General features: G+C 39.2%; 19 protein-coding genes. 3 read left to right on the top strand and 16 right to left on the bottom strand.

Going from position 1 to position 18,967, the window contains the following annotated elements; translation table 11 throughout:
* Positions 1–50 precede the first annotated feature (50 nt).
* The 6 genes from ACQKEZ_RS13155 to ACQKEZ_RS13130 form a co-directional block, all read right to left on the bottom strand.
* On the bottom strand, positions 51–500 hold the full coding sequence (locus ACQKEZ_RS13155; protein WP_427301422.1) for a YlbF family regulator: 450 nt from the start codon (positions 498–500) through the stop codon (positions 51–53).
* A 55-nt stretch (positions 501–555) separates the two neighbouring features.
* Positions 556–963 carry a hypothetical protein gene (locus ACQKEZ_RS13150; RefSeq protein WP_427301420.1) on the bottom strand — a complete coding sequence of 136 codons (408 nt, stop codon included), beginning with the start codon at positions 961–963 and terminating at the stop codon, positions 556–558.
* A gap of 78 nt (positions 964–1,041) precedes the next feature.
* Complete coding sequence (locus ACQKEZ_RS13145) at positions 1,042–1,281, bottom strand: YlbE-like family protein (protein ID WP_427301418.1); 240 nt, start codon at positions 1,279–1,281, stop codon at positions 1,042–1,044.
* A 19-nt stretch (positions 1,282–1,300) separates the two neighbouring features.
* Positions 1,301–1,711 carry a YlbD family protein gene (locus ACQKEZ_RS13140; RefSeq protein WP_427301416.1) on the bottom strand — a complete coding sequence of 137 codons (411 nt, stop codon included), beginning with the start codon at positions 1,709–1,711 and terminating at the stop codon, positions 1,301–1,303.
* A 110-nt stretch (positions 1,712–1,821) separates the two neighbouring features.
* On the bottom strand, positions 1,822–2,868 hold the full coding sequence (locus ACQKEZ_RS13135; RefSeq protein ID WP_427301414.1) for a CAP domain-containing protein: 1,047 nt from the start codon (positions 2,866–2,868) through the stop codon (positions 1,822–1,824).
* 124 nt (positions 2,869–2,992) lie between these two features.
* Positions 2,993–3,442 (bottom strand): CBS domain-containing protein, encoded by a 450-nt coding sequence (locus tag ACQKEZ_RS13130; protein ID WP_427301412.1) that lies wholly within the window; start codon positions 3,440–3,442, stop codon positions 2,993–2,995.
* A gap of 135 nt (positions 3,443–3,577) precedes the next feature.
* Here ACQKEZ_RS13130 and ACQKEZ_RS13125 point away from each other — a divergent pair, with 135 nt between their 5' ends.
* Positions 3,578–3,943, top strand: a complete 366-nt coding sequence (locus ACQKEZ_RS13125) for a YugN family protein (RefSeq protein WP_427301410.1) — start codon at positions 3,578–3,580, stop codon at positions 3,941–3,943.
* Positions 3,944–3,981: 38 nt separating this feature from the next.
* Here the strand turns inward: ACQKEZ_RS13125 and ctaG are convergent, their stop codons facing one another.
* From ctaG to cyoE, 6 genes are all read right to left on the bottom strand, one after another.
* Positions 3,982–4,860 (bottom strand): cytochrome c oxidase assembly factor CtaG, encoded by an 879-nt coding sequence (gene ctaG / locus ACQKEZ_RS13120; protein WP_427301409.1) that lies wholly within the window; start codon positions 4,858–4,860, stop codon positions 3,982–3,984.
* A gap of 30 nt (positions 4,861–4,890) precedes the next feature.
* On the bottom strand, positions 4,891–5,220 hold the full coding sequence (gene ctaF, locus ACQKEZ_RS13115; RefSeq protein WP_427301407.1) for a cytochrome c oxidase subunit IVB: 330 nt from the start codon (positions 5,218–5,220) through the stop codon (positions 4,891–4,893).
* Between the two features lie 2 nt (positions 5,221–5,222).
* Positions 5,223–5,843 carry a cytochrome c oxidase subunit III gene (gene ctaE, locus ACQKEZ_RS13110; protein ID WP_427301406.1) on the bottom strand — a complete coding sequence of 207 codons (621 nt, stop codon included), beginning with the start codon at positions 5,841–5,843 and terminating at the stop codon, positions 5,223–5,225.
* Complete coding sequence (ctaD, locus tag ACQKEZ_RS13105; protein WP_427301405.1) at positions 5,843–7,714, bottom strand: cytochrome c oxidase subunit I; 1,872 nt, start codon at positions 7,712–7,714, stop codon at positions 5,843–5,845. Before ctaD ends, ctaE begins: the two co-directional genes overlap by 1 nt.
* A 277-nt stretch (positions 7,715–7,991) precedes the next feature.
* Positions 7,992–9,059 (bottom strand): cytochrome c oxidase subunit II, encoded by a 1,068-nt coding sequence (gene coxB, locus ACQKEZ_RS13100; protein WP_427301403.1) that lies wholly within the window; start codon positions 9,057–9,059, stop codon positions 7,992–7,994.
* A 277-nt stretch (positions 9,060–9,336) separates the two neighbouring features.
* Positions 9,337–10,254 carry a heme o synthase gene (gene cyoE / locus ACQKEZ_RS13095; RefSeq protein WP_427301402.1) on the bottom strand — a complete coding sequence of 306 codons (918 nt, stop codon included), beginning with the start codon at positions 10,252–10,254 and terminating at the stop codon, positions 9,337–9,339.
* A 394-nt stretch (positions 10,255–10,648) separates the two neighbouring features.
* Here cyoE and ACQKEZ_RS13090 point away from each other — a divergent pair, with 394 nt between their 5' ends.
* Positions 10,649–11,572 (top strand): COX15/CtaA family protein, encoded by a 924-nt coding sequence (locus tag ACQKEZ_RS13090; RefSeq protein WP_427301400.1) that lies wholly within the window; start codon positions 10,649–10,651, stop codon positions 11,570–11,572.
* 508 nt (positions 11,573–12,080) lie between these two features.
* On the opposite strand, the gene pyc is transcribed toward ACQKEZ_RS13090, so the two are convergent.
* The 4 genes from pyc to glsA all read right to left on the bottom strand — a co-directional run bounded on the left by pyc (position 12,081) and on the right by glsA (position 18,364).
* The gene (pyc, locus tag ACQKEZ_RS13085) at positions 12,081–15,527 is read right to left on the bottom strand and encodes a pyruvate carboxylase (RefSeq protein ID WP_427301398.1); all 3,447 of its coding nucleotides are present in this window, start codon (positions 15,525–15,527) and stop codon (positions 12,081–12,083) included.
* Positions 15,528–15,606: 79 nt separating this feature from the next.
* Positions 15,607–16,818, bottom strand: coding sequence for a putative lipid II flippase FtsW (gene ftsW, locus ACQKEZ_RS13080; protein ID WP_427301396.1), 1,212 nt, complete (start codon positions 16,816–16,818; stop codon positions 15,607–15,609).
* A 213-nt stretch (positions 16,819–17,031) separates the two neighbouring features.
* Entirely contained in the window at positions 17,032–17,313 is a 282-nt protein-coding gene (locus tag ACQKEZ_RS13075; RefSeq protein ID WP_427301394.1) for a YlaN family protein, read from the bottom strand.
* Positions 17,314–17,434: 121 nt separating this feature from the next.
* Positions 17,435–18,364 carry a glutaminase A gene (gene glsA, locus ACQKEZ_RS13070; protein ID WP_427301392.1) on the bottom strand — a complete coding sequence of 310 codons (930 nt, stop codon included), beginning with the start codon at positions 18,362–18,364 and terminating at the stop codon, positions 17,435–17,437.
* 118 nt (positions 18,365–18,482) lie between these two features.
* On the opposite strand from glsA, the gene ACQKEZ_RS13065 reads away from it, so the two are divergent.
* On the top strand, positions 18,483–18,965 hold the full coding sequence (locus tag ACQKEZ_RS13065; protein WP_427301390.1) for a peptidyl-prolyl cis-trans isomerase: 483 nt from the start codon (positions 18,483–18,485) through the stop codon (positions 18,963–18,965).
* The last annotated feature ends 2 nt before the right edge of the window (positions 18,966–18,967 follow it).

Raw genomic sequence — 18,967 nt, 5'->3', positions numbered from 1 at the left:
GCTCTTCATTCTTTCCTTTTTTATGTAAAAGACGAGACGTATCAGTCTCGTCAAGATACTTTACAGCCACAACTGCCGCCTGAACCACAGCCGCCACCGCATGAAGATAGACCATCAAAATAAGGGTTCCCTGTCGGAACTTTGATATATGTTGACACAGCTTGACCGATTTCAATACTAATTTCATCCAAAATGGATTGGATAGCTGTTTCTGCTTTTTTGAAATCAACCACTGTATCGTGAAGATCTAGCTCTCTTTTGATCTCTCGCATTTGCTTTGAGATCGTTTTATAGTCCGGATGATACTTACCGAACCGCTGCACTTCTTCGTATTGTTCCTTTACCTTTGTAAAAGATGCAATAATTCGTTGCGCTTCTTCGTCTTGCTGGAGACGCTTAAAGCAGCTGCGGTAATGTTCAGCCTCCTCCGACTGAAGAATCATGGCAGCCAATTGATTTGCTTCTTCTTGAAGCTCAACAGATTCAATTGTCGCATACATAAATGATGCACCTCCAATTCATAGTTTACCATGAAACACATCAATCGGAAAATGCTTAAGTGATAAATACATCCCATGTTTCTCGCTTCTGTTTAAACTTTGGATGCCTAGAATTCAGCTCTACGGTCATTTTATGTTTCCCCTTTGATAGATGCTTGACCACAAAAGCAGCAGTATATTCATTCCCAAGCCGTTTACCATCAACATATACAGTGAAATAACCCTTTTTTTCATCCGCCCTGCCAGCAGATGTATCAAAATGAAAGCCATCAAGTGTACTCTCAATATAAATGACTGAATCTTGCACTTTGTATTTCAACCAACCTTGCTGCTTCATGTTAATATGACTTAATTGAACTGTTGGTACAGCAGGTTCGTGTTGCTTGCTTTGATGATCGTCCTGCCACTTACATCCTGTTAGTAAAAAAAGCAATGCGCAAATTGAAAGCACCCACTTCATCATCTGATTCTCCTTTCGTTTACTTTCATAGGTTGCTCAGGAAACGAGTATCTTAGTCAACTCAAAAAAAGCCTACTCGGCTTAATTTTGATTGCGCATTGCCTGAAACATTTGAATCATCATTTCAGCCATTTGAACACTATTACTTAATTGATTGACTCGGTGCGGTATCGTTTTTTCATAAAAATTCATTTTATCTAGTTCAAACTGAGATAGATTCTCAGGATGACGGGCAAGTTGTCTGTACCATAGAGGACGCTGTCTAATAAACTTGAGCCGCTCTTCTTCAGCCATGACATACTCTAGTACTTCTCTGCGCACCAAAAGCATCCCCTTTCAATTAGTCTTTCCTGAAGGAGAATGGATGCTGATTGCCTCCAGAAGACCCTTGCTTTGAACCGTTTGACGAAAATTGCCCTAGTAAGCTTTGTAAAGAGGAAATGGATTGGCTCATTTTATTGATTTGTTCATTCATCTGATCTGCATCCATTTTCTTCACAGCAGAAACCATTTTTGACATAAAATCTATTTTTTCAGTTTGTGTAGCTTTTTCTTCTTTTTTTGTTGTGTCTTCACTTTTCAATTCACGGTAAGATGACCACATGTCATCCTCTTCTCCGAACATTACCCAGTTTTCATAAAGGTTCTGCCAGCTCTTTTCTTGTGCATGCACTTCTTGAATTAGCTTCGGATGGCGTCTGACAAAATCCTTGAATGCATCAATGGATGTTTGCTTATGTTTATTTGTCATATCCTCACCCCCATTTATACAAATGCCTACTATACTATATACAGACAACTGTGTTTTGGTGAGCCTAATTTCTTGAGACGTCAAAAAAACAGCGACCATATGGCGGCTGTTTATGATGGTGTTTTCTTAATGAAATTTTGTGTGTAATACTTCTGATTTACTCCTACACCAAGGTGAGTATAATCTTTGTTTAGCAAGGATTTACGGTGGCCTTCACTATTGAGCCAGCCTTCTACAGCAGCCGGACCATCCACGTAATTATAGGCAATGTTTTCTCCAGCAAGCTGAAAATCAACCTCTCCAGCTTCTAAGCGATCCTTTAACGTCCCATATTTCTTAGATTCATGAGAGAAATAGCGATGTTCACGCATATCTTCACTATGCAGAAACGCCACTTCTGATGTATCATCGTCCCACTCAAGTTTTGCGAGGTTAAATTTGTTTCGAATGACATTGGTCATATCAAATATTTGTTTCTCACTGGAAGACTCGATCTCTTTCCATTTTTCACCTGAAATTGGTTCTGGCTCGATCAATTGACCTCGATAGACAACTTCATACGGCTTTTGCTTTACAAATGTATCTGCATTAAATGCCCTAATGCTTGATAACGTACTTTCGAACTTATCCATGTACAATTGAACGTACACATCTTCTCCAGCTTTTACCGTCGGTCTTGTGTTCATATCATCTTCTGAAAACTCAAAGCGATATGAATTGTCGTCATCTTCTACATGAATGTAAGGTGCAATTTGCGTTTTTTTGAAAACCTCGCTTGTTGCTTGACCAATCTTAAATGGTTCTACATTCAGTCCGTCTCCAGTGGCAAATAATGTGACGACTCGACTATCCTTTACACCGATTTGGATATAGTGTTTTTGTGACTGATTGTAGATCCACCAATCATAATCATATGCAGAAGGATCGATGCGATCTGGTTCACCAAGCAGTTTCAGCACTTCATTTGTCGACTTCCCCATAAATGACAACAGCCCTTTTTTAGGAACATTGATTGGCTTGTCACTGGAAGTTTCCTCATTCGACACTTTCGGTTCATTCCCGTCGTTTTTTTCAGGTGATGATCCGTATTGAATAAACAGAACATACGTTCCGGAAATAATCAGGAGGATGAATAGTGTTTTGAGCACAGTTTTCAAATTGACACCTCCGCTAAATTGGCAAGATACATAAAATGCACCTACTACTGTCATTTAATCAAAACTTGTATGATTTTTCAACGACAATACAGCCTATTTAACACGAATTTAAAATATGCCCTTCTTAATGAAGAAATCCTTGCCCATTTTGTTGATCATTCTGGGAAATTTCAGTGAGTGCATCACCCGCTCGATCATTCGATAGATCTTCTACAGATAAATCACCGAGTGCCACGATTCCTGTTAAATTTCCATTCTTTACAACAGGTATACGACGCAGCTGATGCTCTGACATGAGTCTAACGATTTCTTCAAGGGATGCATCCTCATCTGCTGTGAGAACCTCTTTTGTCATGACAGCGCTAATTTCTTGTGAATTTGGCTTTTTCTCTGCAATTCCTCTTAATACCAAGTCTCTATCTGTGACAATTCCTATCAATTTATCTCCTTCAGTTACTGGAATGGCACCGATATCTGCCTCTTTCATTTTCACAGCGGCTTCATAGACATTGTCATCTTTTTGACATGTTAAAACTTTTTTCGTCATTAAATCTTTGATTTTTTTCGTTTTCATCGCTCTTCCTCCAAATCATTAATTTCTTTATTACTTTAACCAGCTTCACATAGAACATACGCTTCACAGTTGAAAGTTTAACGCTTTCATACTATGATTGTCAGTAAAGGGAAATTTTAAAAGGAGGGGTTTTGGGTGAAATTTGAAGGTATGGGGATAGAGCATGTTTCAGCAGACTTAAACAAAGTAGATTTCGTAATGGAGAGTGAAGGGTTTGTCAGAGCTGATCAGTGGGACTATGAACGTGTCACATATGATCGGAAATTCAGCATGGTGGAGGGAACGTTTTATTTACGTGTTTCCGGCTATGCGATCGAAGGAGATGTTGGTTCGGGTAAGGCTATCATTCAGCTTTTGACCCCGTTACTTGGGAAACATTATTATCCGCACGGAGTCGAGTACGGTGACGGAGAACAATTCCCTACATCACTTGTTCAATCAAGCCAAAAAACCTTACAACGCTTAAAGGAAAAACTTGAAGCTATCACAGCCGAAGCATAAAAAACAAGCACAGCCAATCAAATGGCTGTGCTTTTTCGTTACTCATACTTTGGGACAAGTGCATCTGGCACTGCATCTTTTGCTCTTTCTTTCCTTGCCCATTCAAAGAATACGACAGCAAGTATGGAACCATACACAATCTCTTGAATAATTTTCATCAAAATGGCACCAAGCTGCTGGTCTTCTAAAAGTGGCAATGTGTGGAACATTTCTGGTCCTGTAAGCGTGAGCCCTGTTAACATATCACTCGGTACGCAGAGATGTAGTGCTTGAATCCATGCACCAGCATCTGAGTATGTTGCATAGAGCGGCACCTCACTAAACATGATCAACGCACAAGCCGGTGTCATTAATATACCGTCAGCCATGATATAGCCAAGCTTTAAAATTCCTGTGATATGTGGTTGAGTAGACACTTTATGAACAAGTGGCCACCACATGAAAAAGGCAGCAATAAAAATGACAACTGTCATCACAGCATGATAAATCGGATCCGTTTTCACAAAATCAAATACGAGCGGGATGTGATAAAACGAAAAAAGACCGTTAAAACCAAGCAGTGCGATTAATGGCTTGGAAAACAAACGAAACACCGCTCGAATTCCAGGCGTTTGAATCATTCGCTCCCAAATCCCCGCAGGCAAACCTGTAATGAATAGGGGGGGAATGACCAAATAGAGGACAGCCATTTGCGCCATATGTGCACTGAACATAATGTGCCCCATCAAATCAATTGGACTTCCCTTGACCACATACAATAAAACGAGACCTGTCAAAAACAGCGTTTTTTCCTTAAACGTCGCCTGATGCTTCCCTTTTGTCACCAAAAGTAAGTAAACAAGGGCTGCTAGCGCGATGCATATAAAATAATATGGACTCCATAATGCGCGAAAACCGAAGATTTCTAAATTCTCCATTGCTGCGCCTCCTTCATGCAGAAAACGGTCTTACCACCAAATAATCGTCAAAAATGCCAACACTGTAATAAACGCAACAAACACACCTGAATAAAGAAACAGCGCTGGTGTTTCATGGCCTTTTTGATTCATATGCATAAAGTAATAAAGCTGAAAAGCCACTTGAATAACAGCAAGCAGTAAAATAAACGGAACGGCAAACCAATTTCCAATGTCATCAGATGCAATGGTCAAAAATGAAACAAAAGTTAAACCAATCATGAGGCCGAAAGAAATGAGCTGATGCTTCATTTCTTCGGCATTTTTCTTTCTCCGATAGACAAGGTCTACCTTCGATTGACCTGTATTTTTATTTTCCATATTTATCCCACCATTCCCATTAAATATACAACGGTAAAGATGAAGACCCACACGACATCAATGAAGTGCCAATAAAGGCTCGCTACATAATATTTAGGTGCATTGTACAAATTGAGTCCGCGTCTCATATTTCTAAAAATAAGAGCGGTGATCCAGCAAAGACCAAATGCAACGTGAGCTCCGTGTGTTCCTACCAATGTATAAAAAGATGAGCCAAGTGCCGAGCTTTTAATTGTAAATCCATACTCATGCACATAATGATAAAACTCATAAATCTCAAGTGCTAAAAATGATGCGCCTAATAAAACAGTAATCCCTAACCAAAGCTGCATTTTTTTAAAGGAGAAGTTTTTCATATGATACATGGCATACACACTTGTCAAACTGCTCGTCAAAAGAAGCATTGTCGCAACAAAGACAATTGTTAAATCAAATATTTCCGTTGTTTTCGGACCACCCGCATTTGAGTTTTTTAGTGCCAAATATGTCGCAAATAATGAAGCAAATAAAACGGTCTCTCCTCCGAGGAAAAGCCAAAAACCAACAAACTTATTTTTACCTTCTAACGTTGCTTTTTCTGGTGAAGCAGGAAAGGTTTCCGCAGTCATTTTTTGTGGTTCCATTATGCTTTCACCCCTTTATCGTCATCATCTGTAAGATCTTCTTTATGGATATGATATCCATGATCGTCGACAAGAGAACGGACAAGCATTGTCGCAAATGTGATACCAAGACCAATAAAGATGACTGGTAGACCCCAGCTATACTCTTGTCGATACATAAATCCAAATGCAGATACAAACAGACCGAAAGAAACAATGAAAGGCAAAATAGAATTGTTCGGCATATGAATATCATCTACAGGCTCTGATGCTGTCATGCCTTTTTTGCCATCCATCTTTTCAATCCAAAGTGCATCAAGTCCTCTGACAAGCGGCAGTTGTTTAAAATTATATTCAGGTGGTGGAGAAGAAACTGCCCACTCAAGTGTTCTTCCATCTCCCCAAGGATCACCAGTGACACGTTCTCCTTTTACAGCTGTCCAAATGATGTTGATGAGCATAATGACGACTGAAATGAACATAAGAAACGCGCCAATTGTACTCACAAGGTTTCCAAGCTCCAACCCTTGACCAGGAAGGAAAGTAAATACACGTCTCGGCATTCCCCATAGTCCTAGGAAATGCTGGATAAAGAACGTCAAATGGAATCCAACGAAGAAGAGCACAAAACCGATTTTTCCCATCTTCTCATTTAGTATTTTGCCAAACATTTTAGGCCACCAATAATGTACACCTGCTAAAATACCGAATACGACCCCACCGATGATGACATAGTGAAAGTGCGCCACAACAAAATACGTATCATGGAACTGATAATCTGCTGCAGCTGCGGCAAGCATAACCCCAGTTACCCCCCCAAGTAAAAAGGAAGGTATAAAGGCAACCGAATAAAGCATTGGTGTTGTGAACTTTACATTTCCGCCCCAAATGGTTAGTAGCCAGTTAAATACTTTAATGCCTGTTGGTACAGCGATCGCCATCGTCGCAACGGCAAAAATCGCGTTCGCTATTGGCCCTAAACCTGTTGTGAACATGTGATGCGCCCATACCATGAATCCGAGGAAACCAATTAATACAGTTGCAAAGACCATCGACGAGTAACCAAACAGTCGTTTTCTTGCAAATACTGGAATAATCTCTGAGAAGATACCGAACGCCGGAAGGATCAAGATATAGACTTCAGGGTGTCCGAAAATCCAGAAGAGATGCTCCCAAATGATCGTATTACCGCCAAGTTCCGGGTTAAAAAAGCTCGTTTCAAACAGTCGATCTAACATTAACATTGCAAGTCCTGCCGTTAAAGGAGGAAACGCAAACAAAATGAGTGCAGACGCCACAAATGTCGTCCATGTAAAAAGTGGCAACCTCATATAGGTCATGCCGGGTGTTCTCATATTAACAATTGTTACAAGAAAGTTGATCCCAGCAATCAATGTACCGATTCCGGCAATTTGTAAACCTAGGATATAAAAATCCATACCATGACCTTCAGAGTTCAACGCGAGTGATGCATAAGCTGTCCAACCCGCATCAGGTGATCCACCTAAAAACCAACCAAGATTTAAAAAGATTCCTCCGAAAAAGAATAACCAAAATCCGAGTGAATTTAAAAATGGAAACGCCACGTCTCTAGCACCAATTTGAATTGGTACAACTGCGTTCATTAACGCGAAAAGAAGCGGCATTGCTGCAAGGAAAATCATTGTTGTTCCATGCATCGTCATTACTTCATTGTAAAAGCCTGCACTGAGAAAATTACTTTCAGGAATGGCAAGCTGAATACGGATAAACATTGCCTCAAGTCCGCCAAGTAAAAAGAAAAATCCCCCTGCCACTAAATATAAAATGGCGATTTTTTTGTGGTCAACCGTCGTCAAGTAATCCCATAAGACAGCACCAAATCCCCGCTTTTTAGTTATTGTACTCACCATGAAATCCCCCTCTTATCTCCCATTTGTCCCTTTTCATTGTTCTGCCGTTTGAGCCAAGTACTGCACCCACCAAAGACAGGCTATTGATTTACTTACATGTAGGTAAGTGCCAGTGAACTGATTCCCTGACGTGGGCATTTCGGGATCCCTTAACCAAAACTTCACAATTCCTGCATTCATATCCCTTATCCTAGCAACTTACACATTTCAACTGTTCTTGCTGCCAGCGGCTTTTTTACTTATATACATGAGTAAAAGCTACAATGATCAACAGCTACTATTCTGTCTTAAGACCCTTTAAGTACTCGTATAGAGCATCTGCCTCAGAATCACTTAAGTTTGGATAAGTACCAGTCATTTTATTGCCTGGCTTAAAGCTTTCAGGATTTTTCAACCATGCTTTCACATTCTCTTCATTCATATCTTTGATCCCAGCAACCTTTGTTCGTTCACCAAACGTCGCCAAGTTCGGTGCGGTTCTTGCAGCTTCTGGTCTTTCATCACTTGGCTCAACTGCGTGACAACTTAAACAGTTCTTCTCTTTGAAAAGTTTTTCTCCCTCTAATGCTAAATCTGATGTAGAAGAAGGTTTTTGATAATCACTCATTTTTTTCGTCCAGCCTTTGAATTCATCTTGAGAAAGCGTTTTAACTTTAAAATCCATTAAAGCATGTGAAGGTCCACAAAGCTCAGCACACTTCCCATAGAAATAATCACCGGCATTTTTTGTTCGTTTGGAATCAAACACGAGATAAAATTTATTTTCATTATCTGTATTCGTATCAATTTTTCCACCTGCAGATGGAATCCAGAAGGAGTGTTTCACATCAGATGCTTTTAATTTAAAATACACTTTTTGATCTGTCGGCACGATCAATTCTTGACTCGTGACAATTCCATAATCAGGGTATTCAAATTCCCACCAGTATAAACTAGCTCTTACATTTACTACTAACGTCTTTTCTGGATCACGATTCTTCTTATCCATTGCGCTTGTATCCCCAAGTTCAAGCGTATATGCCACAACAGGTACCACAAGAATAATGAGAAGGACAATCGGAATTGCAGTCCATGTAATTTCTAGATTACGGTTCCCCTCTACTTGTTTTGGAATCGTATCTTCCCCAACTTTAGAACGCTTAAATTTAATAATGACGTAAAAGAAAATAATCGATACGACGATGACCACAAAAACCATAATTAATGTGCTCAACACTGTAAGGAAATATTGTTTATCTGCTACTTCCCCAACCGGTTTGAGCGTTGATAAAAATGGTTCTCCGCAGCCTGCCAAAGCGAGTGTTAGTAAGAGAAAAAGTGAAAAAACACGCCATTTTCTTATCATAGTTCATCCCAACCCCTTTGCTTGATCTCCTTTGCTTTTCGCTTTTAACAGCATTTATAAAATCACTCTTTTTACCATCAAAAACCCCCGCCTCTAATTAAAGCACTTACATTTCCTCATTTCATAAAAAAATGATGTTTTTACTCAAAATACCATCTATGTATAAACAGAAAGCCGCCTAAATAGAACAAAGTGTCCGGCGGCTTTCATAGTTGTTTTGAAATGTCGTGTTTTAAGTTATAGCCATTGTTTTGATGTCAAGATGAGTGTTTTTAATTTAGAATAATGTAATGATAATCATCGCAACGAAAAAGATCGTTAAATAATTTAATGAATAGACAAACATTAATGTTGACCACTTCATAATATCTTTCATTTTAAAGCCAAAGAGCCCAATGACAAGCCAACCGATATTAAGAAGTGTGCCCAGCGCCACAATTGGCCATCCTAACCCACCAAGGAAAAATGGAAGCGGAAGAAGACATGCTGTCCAAATAATAATTTGGCGTTTGGTGATTTCAAAGCCATACACAACTGGTAGCATTGGAATACCTGCTTTTCGATAGTCTTCCGTTTTCTTAATCGCAAGTGATAAGAAGTGCGGAATCTGCCAAATGAACATGATCATAAAGAGTACCCAAGCTGTTGTATCAATCGTACCTTGTACTGCTGTCCAACCAATTAATGGAGGAACTGCTCCAGATATACTGCCAATGATTGTGTTAATCGTATAGTGGCGTTTTGACCACATCGTATAAAGAACTGCATAAGTGAATACCCCGATAAAGCCAATAACTGCTGCTGTTACAGTTGTCATAAGCAACATCACAAGCCCCAGTACCACAAGCAGTATACCAAAGGCATACGCTTGACCTGGCTGGATTTTTCCAGTTACGGTCGGTCTATTCTTTGTTCTTTCCATTAATATATCAATATCACGGTCAAATGCATTATTAATTGCACAAGAACCGGCAATAATAAGTGAAGAACCGATCATTGTTAAAAGGACAATATCGAGATTCCCAAGGAAACTCATATCTGAAAAGTAAAAAGCAAGCCACATTCCTGTAAATGTTGTAATAAAATTGGAATTGACGATGCCCATTTTAATAAGAGCTAGAAAATCTCTCCAAGCTGTTGTTTCTTCTATTTGTCCATGAATAGCCGCTTCCGCCGCTGTTTTGGAATTTGCCACTTTGTATAACCTCCCTTGCCCAAACCTTCAGATTACATCTGAAAACATAAAATAGTTACAACTCTATCATACAAGATTACAGGCTGTAAAAAAACATCCTATTAAATAATAAATGACAAACTTGAAGATATTTGTGAACTTTTCGTGAATTTCTTAAAATGTACATGCTTTTTCAGAAGGCTTTGCAAATTGAAATAATCTCTCTTCTATTTCTATCAGACTGTAGTAGAAAGATCAAGCACTCTAATTCTGTAAACTTTGTGAACTAACATTTCATTTTTTTTGTGAACTTTGATCATAAAGAATTGCAACAGAACACTTATTTGCTTAAACTTGAGAGCATGTGAGGTTTTCTTGATTTATCGAAGTTTTTTAGAGAAGGTGAAACAATTTGATGAAATTTGCTTTAAGGCTATTAAGTGTTGTCACAACTTTTGTGATGCTTATCGTATTAATTGGTGGCGCTCTTGTCACAAAAACTGGTTCAAGCCTTGGCTGTGGACGACAGTGGCCACTCTGTCATGGTCGCTTTTTTCCTGAAATGAACACTGCTTCCATCATCGAATGGAGTCACCGAATGTCAACAGGGGTATCGACGATCCTTGTCGTAGCACTTGCAATTCTATGCTGGAAAAAAATCAGCCCTGTCTTTCGTGAAACAAAATTTTTAGTCGTGATGTCCATTATCTTCTTGCTACTTCAAGCATTGCTTGGGGCGTTAGCAGTTGTATTTGGTTCAAATGCACTTGTCATGGCACTACATTTCGGCATTTCACTTATTTCGTTTGCTTCAATCTTATTACTTGCACTTCTTGTCTTTGAAGCAACACGATCTGAAACAAAACTGATGAAGCCACTACAAATCGGAAAAACGATGCAATTTCATATTTTGGGACTTATCACGTATACGTATATTGTTGTCTATACGGGTGCTTATGTACGTCACACAAAATCAAGTCTTGCTTGCTCTGTCTTTCCGTTATGCTCAAAAGATGGGGGCGTACCTACGTACTTTAACCAGTGGGTCCAAATGTCGCACCGAGCTGCTGCTATTTTGCTGCTTGTATGGATTTTCATCGCAACATACCATGCAATTAAGTATTACAAAGATCAGAAACAACTATATTACGGGTGGGTCATATCAGCGATTTTGATCACACTTCAAGCTGTATCTGGTATTATGTCGGTTTACTCTCATCTTCAGCTTGGTTATGCACTTGCTCATTCATTCTTTATCTCTGGCCTATTCGGGATTCTTTGTTATTTCTGCTTACTCATCGCTCGTTATCGCTATGAAAGCAAAGAGCCCTTTAGGTAAAATCGAAGTCCCCCTTCCACTTAAAGTAAGGGGGATTTTTTTACATTCTCTTTTCCTGTTCATACATAGCAACCGCTTCTTTTCTTCTGACCTGATGATCTATCTATGGTTGGGAACGCGTATGTTTTTCCTAAAATACAGCCTGATTCGATTTGTTTATCTCTCGGCATTTTCCAAGGCTCATGTAACCTATGTTGCACGATAGAATTGATTCCTTTGCCTTAGCTAAAATCAATTTGCCCAAACCGCCGTTTACACTATTTAAGCAAATGCGTGCGTTGTTCATACCCTCTTTATGGTTTATTACGGATGACTCGATCAGATGCAAAAAACACTTTGTCAACTTTTATAACAGGTTGCTTCTCTTTCTTACGCCATGATTAATCATATGGAGTGAATACTTGATAATGGGTGCTATCCGCTTTTAAGACGTCTTTTGATCCATGTTAAATGAGCATCCATCCATAATGCAAAAAAGGCACATCTATGAAAGATGTGCCTACATGATTCAATCTGGTTTTAAGACGATCAACAAGTCACCTGTTTGAATTGATTCCCCGTTGTTCACATATATCTCTTCTACAACCGCCGTAAATGGCGCCTGAACTGTCGTTTCCATCTTCATCGCTTCGTTAATCATTAAGTGCTCGCCTTGACTTACCTTTTGACCTTTTTCGACAAGCAATTTAATCACCGTACCAGGCATTGAAGCGGCGATATGGTTCGCATTAGAACGATCCGCTTTCGTTTTCTCCTGCACAGACGATTTAATGCTTTCATCTTTAATGACAACTTCACGTGGCTGACCATTCAGTTCAAAGTACAGCACCCGAGTGGCATCTGGATTCGGTTCACCAACCGAAACAAGCTTAACAATTAACGTTTTTCCATGCTCAATTTCGACTTCGATTTCTTCTCCTAGTTGCATTCCATAGAAGAATGTTGGTGTATCTAGAACCGAAATATCACCATAGTTTTCAGCCGTTTGAACAAACTCAGAAAAGACTTTTGGATAAAGTGCATAAGCAATCGCATCTTTTTCCGATAAATTCAGTTCATGAGATTCTTTAAATTGTTGTTTAATTTCATCAAAATTCACTGATTCAAGCTTTTCACCTGGTCTGACCGTGAGTGGCTCTTCTCCTTTTAAAATCAGCTTTTGGAGTTTTTCAGGGAACCCGCCATGAGGCTGACCAAGATAGCCTTTAAACAATTCAACAACAGAGTCAGGGAAATCTAGCGTTACACCCTTTTCATAAACATCTTCTTCTGTTAAATCGTTTTGAACCATGTAAAGTGCCATATCCCCGACTACTTTAGACGATGGTGTTACTTTGACGATGTCACCGAACATATCATTGACACGTCTATACATTTCTTTCACTTCGTTCCAGCGCTCTCCAAGTCCAACACCTTTTGCTTGTTGCTGTAGGTTACTATATTGACCACCAGGCATTTCATGTTCATAAATTTCAGTATGTGGAGAATTCATTCCACTTTCAAATTCATGGTAATACTTTCTGACTGAATCCCAATATTGCGATAATGTTTCGACATGTTTGACATCCATCTGTGGCTGGCGGTTATTCCCTTCAAGCGCAAAATACAAAGAGCTTGCGCTTGGCTGTGATGTGAGACCTGCCATTGAGCTAACCGCTACATCCACGATATCAATTCCTGCGTCAATTGCTCTTGCATATGTGAAAATGCCGTTTCCACTCGTATCATGTGTATGAAGGTGGATCGGAATATTGATTTTGTCTTTTAATGCAGAAACTAATTCATATGCAGCTTGCGGTTTCAACAATCCAGCCATATCCTTAATCCCTAAAATATGTGCACCTGACGCTTCAAGCTCTTTCGCTAAAGAGACATAGTAGTCGAGGTTATACTTTGGACGAGTTGGGTCAAGTATGTCTCCCGTATAACAGATCGCGGCTTCTGCTACTTTTCCTGATTCACGCACAGCATCAATGGCAAGAGTCATGCCTTTCACCCAGTTTAGACTATCAAAGATACGGAATACATCAATACCTGAGTCTGCGGACTGTTTCACAAAGGACTTAATGACATTATCCGCATAGTTTGTATATCCTACTGCATTGGATGATCTAAGCAACATCTGGAACAGTGTATTTGGGATTTCTTTACGAAGCTGTTCCAGCCTTGCCCACGGGTCTTCTTTTAGGAAGCGGTATGCAACGTCAAACGTTGCACCTCCCCACATTTCAAGACTAAAGAGCTCCGGCCACAAACCAGCTGTTGGGTGCGCGATTTTTTTCAAATCGTTTGTTCTAAAACGGGTAGCTAGAAGTGATTGATGTGCATCTCTAAATGTGGTATCAGTTAGCAACACATTGTTTTGCTCTTTTACCCACTTTGCAAGCCCTTCAGGTCCTTGCTCATCTAATAGTTGCTTTGTTCCATAAGGAATGGCTTGATCAATAGCTAATTTCGGAATGTTTGGCTTATCAAAATCGGGCTTTTCTTTATTACCGATCCCAGGGAACCCATTAATGGTAACGTTACCAATATAAGTCAACATTTTCGTTCCACGGTCTTTTTGTTTAGGGAAATTAAACAGTTCAGGTGTAGAATCAATAAACGATGTATCGTATTCCCCTTTTAAAAACTTCTCATGCCTCGCCACGTTTTCAAGAAATGGAATATTTGTTTTAATCCCACGAATTCTAAATTCTTGCAAGTTACGTACCATTTTGGCTGCAGCTTGCTCAAAAGTCAGCGCCCATGTCGAAAGTTTCACAAGCAGAGAATCATAATAAGGTGTAATTACTGCGCCTTGGAAGCTGTTTCCTGTATCAAGACGAACTCCGAAACCTCCACCTGAACGGTAAGCCATAATTTTGCCAGTGTCAGGCATGAAATCATTTAATGGATCTTCAGTTGTCACCCTTGATTGAATGGCAAATCCATGTGTGAAAATATCCTCTTGCTTTGGAATCCCCACTTCTTTGCTGTGAAGATCGAGACCTTTTGCAACAAAAATTTGTGTTTGAACAATATCAACACCTGTGATCATTTCGGTAATGGTATGTTCAACCTGCACCCTCGGGTTGACTTCAATAAAGTAGAATTCATTGTTTGCAACTAGAAACTCTACTGTACCTGCGTTGATATAAGAGACGTTTTTCGCAAGCTTAACAGCAGCTTCGCAAATCTCCTCACGCAATTTTTCAGATATAGAGACACTCGGTGCAATTTCAATGACTTTCTGATGTCGTCTTTGCACTGAACAATCCCGCTCATATAAATGCACGATATTGCCATGCACATCTCCAATCACCTGCACTTCAATGTGTTTTGGATTTTCAATGAGCTTTTCAACATACACTTCATCATTTCCAAACGCAGCTTTTGCCTCTGATTTCGCACGGTCATATGCTTCATTCAGTTCTGCTTGTGTTCGGACAATTCGCATACCTCGTCCACCACCGCCTAAAGAGGCTTTAATAATGAAAGGATATCCATACTCTTCACCGAATTTTTCGACATCTTTGACAGAAGAAACAGGCCCGGGACTTCCAGGTATGACAGGAATACCGGCTTTTTGTGCCTCTGTTCTTGCCTTTACTTTATCCCCAAACATATCTAAGTGTGTTGATTTCGGACCAATGAATTGAATACCTTCTTCTTCGCATCGCCTTGCAAAATGAATGTTTTCGGATAAGAATCCGTAACCTGGATGTATCGCATCCACATCATTTCTTTTTGCAATCTCGATGATCCCTTCGATATCAAGGTAGGCATCAATCGGCTTTTTCCCTTCTCCAACTAGATATGCCTCATCGGCTTTATAGCGATGATAAGAGCCGGAGTCTTCTTTTGAATAAATAGCAACTGTACGTAAGTTTAACTCGGTACAGGCTCTGAAAACTCTAATGGCTATTTCCCCTCTGTTTGCAACTAAAACTTTTTGAATTGTTCGTTGTGACATTCTCACTCCCCCATATCCCTTAAAATTTTATATGTATTCTATAATAAAGGAAGAAGGGAAAACTGTACACTTTTGTTTTTCAAAGATTCAAAGTTTTCTGCATTTCATTTTTTTCCAGTGCTTCGGGGCTGAGTGTTTTTTTCTTTTTATATCGATCCTTATATTCAGTAAACATACTGATATTCAACAGAATTCCCATACATCCACAGAGTAAAATAATTGATGAACCCCCATAGCTTATAAATGGCAGTGTAACACCTGTAATTGGAATAAGTCCTGAAACGCCTCCTAAATTAATACATGTCTGGATCGCAATCATCGAAGAAATTCCTATTGCAAGCAAACTTCCAAACGGATCTTCACACTTTCTCGCAATGTAAAAGCCTTTGACGACAATAAATCCTAGTAATGCAAGAACAAAAAAGACACCAAAAAAGCCGAGCTCTTCTGAAATAATCGCCATAATGAAGTCTGTATGTGGCTCTGGTAGATAACCATACTTTTGCACGCTCTCTCCTAGCCCAAGACCGAAAAAGCCACCCGAACCAATCGCATAGTAAGAATTAATGAGCTGATGCCCTGTGTTACTCGCATCTTTAAACGGATCTTGGAAACTCTCAAATCGACCAAGTCGATTTTCGGTAAAAATCCAATCCCACGATATATAGATAAATGGAGTCAATACAAGCATTACCGCACCGAACAAGATCAACAGTTTGACTAAAGTTTTCCCGCTAAAACCCGAACAAAGAATCATAGTAAGTGCAATCATACCAATAATAAAAGCTGTTCCATAGTCTGGTTGTATAATGATGAATCCACATAAGATGGACACAACCACAATAGGTGGTGTCACTCCTTTAAGCAAATGATCAATATAATGCTGCTTCTTTGCATAAACAGCGGCTAAATACATAATGACCACGATTTTCACAAATTCTGCCGGCTGAATGCTAAAGCCCCCGATTTTAATCCAGCTTCTTGCATTTCCTGCGATATGCCCCAAAAAGTAAACATAAATTAAAGACACGATAGAAATGACGAGCATAAACATCTGAAATTTTTTATTTGCAAACAATTTATAAGGCATAATAGCAGTAAAAACTAAAATGACTGCACCTAACACCATAAATAAAAGCTGCTTCTTAAAAAAAACATCTGGTGTAGCATCGTACCTGATGACAGCAGTAATCATGCTCGAACTATATACCATCACCAAGCCGAAAGCACTAATTAATAAAATAGCAAATAACAATGAGTAGTCATACGATCTTAGCATTCTCTTTAACATGTAATCCTCTTCCTAACATCTGTTTCTATTATTCTTTGTATGTACCTAACTGAGCCTTTATTTTACTACATTTTCTCTGTTTCATCTCGTTTTACCTCTTTTATATCGTTCGGCTTTGATCCACACACAAAGTCCGTTTGTCATCAATTTGTTATAGAAACTTACACTTACAAAAAAACCCAAACTTTAAGTGGAAGTTTGAGTTTTCAATCATTATTTTTTTGTAAATGCATCGTGTAGTGCGGAGAGTTCTCTCTCAAGTCTATCGATTAGTTCTTTTCCTTCATTTACATCAACTAATCCAAGTCGGACAGCGAAGTCAATTTCCCTCGATAATCCAAACATTTGCGTATCTAAAACCTCTTCATAAAGAGGACATTGCGGCATCGTTAAGTTGTCCATTTGCACTCGGATCAATTTTAAAATTTTATCTGCATCCAATTTTAATAAAGACAGTGCTTTTTGTCTGTGATCGACTAAAATTTCTGACGCCAAAAGTATCCCTCCGTTCCCCAGGCGAGTACCTAATTCTTCTATTTATCATAAAGCGAATCGTCCAAAAATGCAAGCAGATTTATGCTGATCCCCTTTAAAAATAAAAAGAATTCAACAGTTGTTAAAAAATACTCATCTCATATTTTTCATTCATTAACTCAAGAAGCTTAATTCCGGCAATACTATTTCCTTTTGCATCTAAAGCAGGGCCAAAAATTCCAATCCCAAAATCATATGGCGCAACACCCATAATACCACCTGATACGCCACTCTTTGCTGGAATGCCAATGTTAATCGCAAATTCCCCGCTTGCATTGTACATGCCACAAGTCACCATAAAGGTTTTGCAAATCCGAGCCACTTCTTTTGTTAACAGTTGTTTACCTGTTTCAGGATGTCTGCCGTCAAGGGAAAATACACAAGCAATTTTGGCAAGATCTTGACTGTTCATCATGATCGCACATTGTTTTGTGTATAAATCCATTACTTCTTCTACATTTCCTTGAATGATATCATATTGCTTCATATAATAACACATCGCTCTGTTAATCATGGACGTTTCAAATTCTGAGGCTGCAGTTTCTTTGCTATATGTAATGCTTTGATCATTTGTCAGTTCTCTGATAAACCTTAATAAATAATCTAACCTAGATTGAGGTGTCGCTCCTTTTATTAAACTGGTAACAGCAAGGGCCCCAGCATTAATCATTGGGTTTAACGGTTTATTGGGACTTGCAGTCTCAAGCTTAATCATTGAATTGAATGGATCTCCAGTCGGCTCTTGACCAACATATTGAAATACTTTTTTTGTGCCTTCTTCCATTAATACAAGGGCAAGTGATAGCACCTTTGAAATACTTTGGAGTGTAAACTGCTTTCCAACATCTCCAGCGGAATGACATATATTTCCTACGTGATACACCGCAACAGATAAATCAGTTTTTTCCGCTTTTCCGAGAGCTGGGATATATGATGCCACCTTTCCATCGACTGCCACTTTTTTTGCTTCCTGCAAGAAGCCTTGAAGCTCTTCATTGTCACGACATGCCATGTTTTCTATCCTCCCAAATCACAACTTAAAAGTAGTGTGCACAAGGATGGGCTCATTTATGAAAGTGACAAAGTGCTTTAAACCTTCTATAATTTAATTGGAAAGGGGTTGTCTTCAAATGAGTATTATTCAAATTAAGGGGAACGTTCGTTACAACATTACCATTGATCCGAGCGTGTGGATTTTTGATGATCGAAAATTCCTCATGGATTCTTTTTTTCAAAAAGCAACAAATCAGGAAACTGATGAACTGGAGAATGAACTGGATCCTGAGCGTGTGATTAGAGAAGGGCAAACACTACCTCCTACGTTAAAAACAGAAAAAAAATTTGAAAAAGAAAAACTCATGACAGGCAGCTTTGGCATGAGACTTGGTGAAATGATTCAAAATGCTGAACCGTTCGAACATGCTACAGCTTGTGAGTTTGTCACTGGGGAAGAAACAATTACCGTCCCGCTTGAAATTGCAATGGAAAGTATAGCACATTTCAGTGAAAACGGTAAACCAGTCAAAGAAAAAGGACCCATCCACGTATACTTCCAGGATCAGTCCAATCTTCAAAAACCAATAACAGATGTAAAAGAATTGATCATTACATAATG

It is taken from the genome of Bacillus sp. NPDC077027 (assembly GCF_050269555.1).
Classification (GTDB): Bacteria; Bacillota; Bacilli; order Bacillales; family Bacillaceae; genus Bacillus.
The sequence above is the reverse complement of the archived record's forward strand: the minus strand, read 5'-3'. Positions and strand labels throughout refer to the sequence as shown.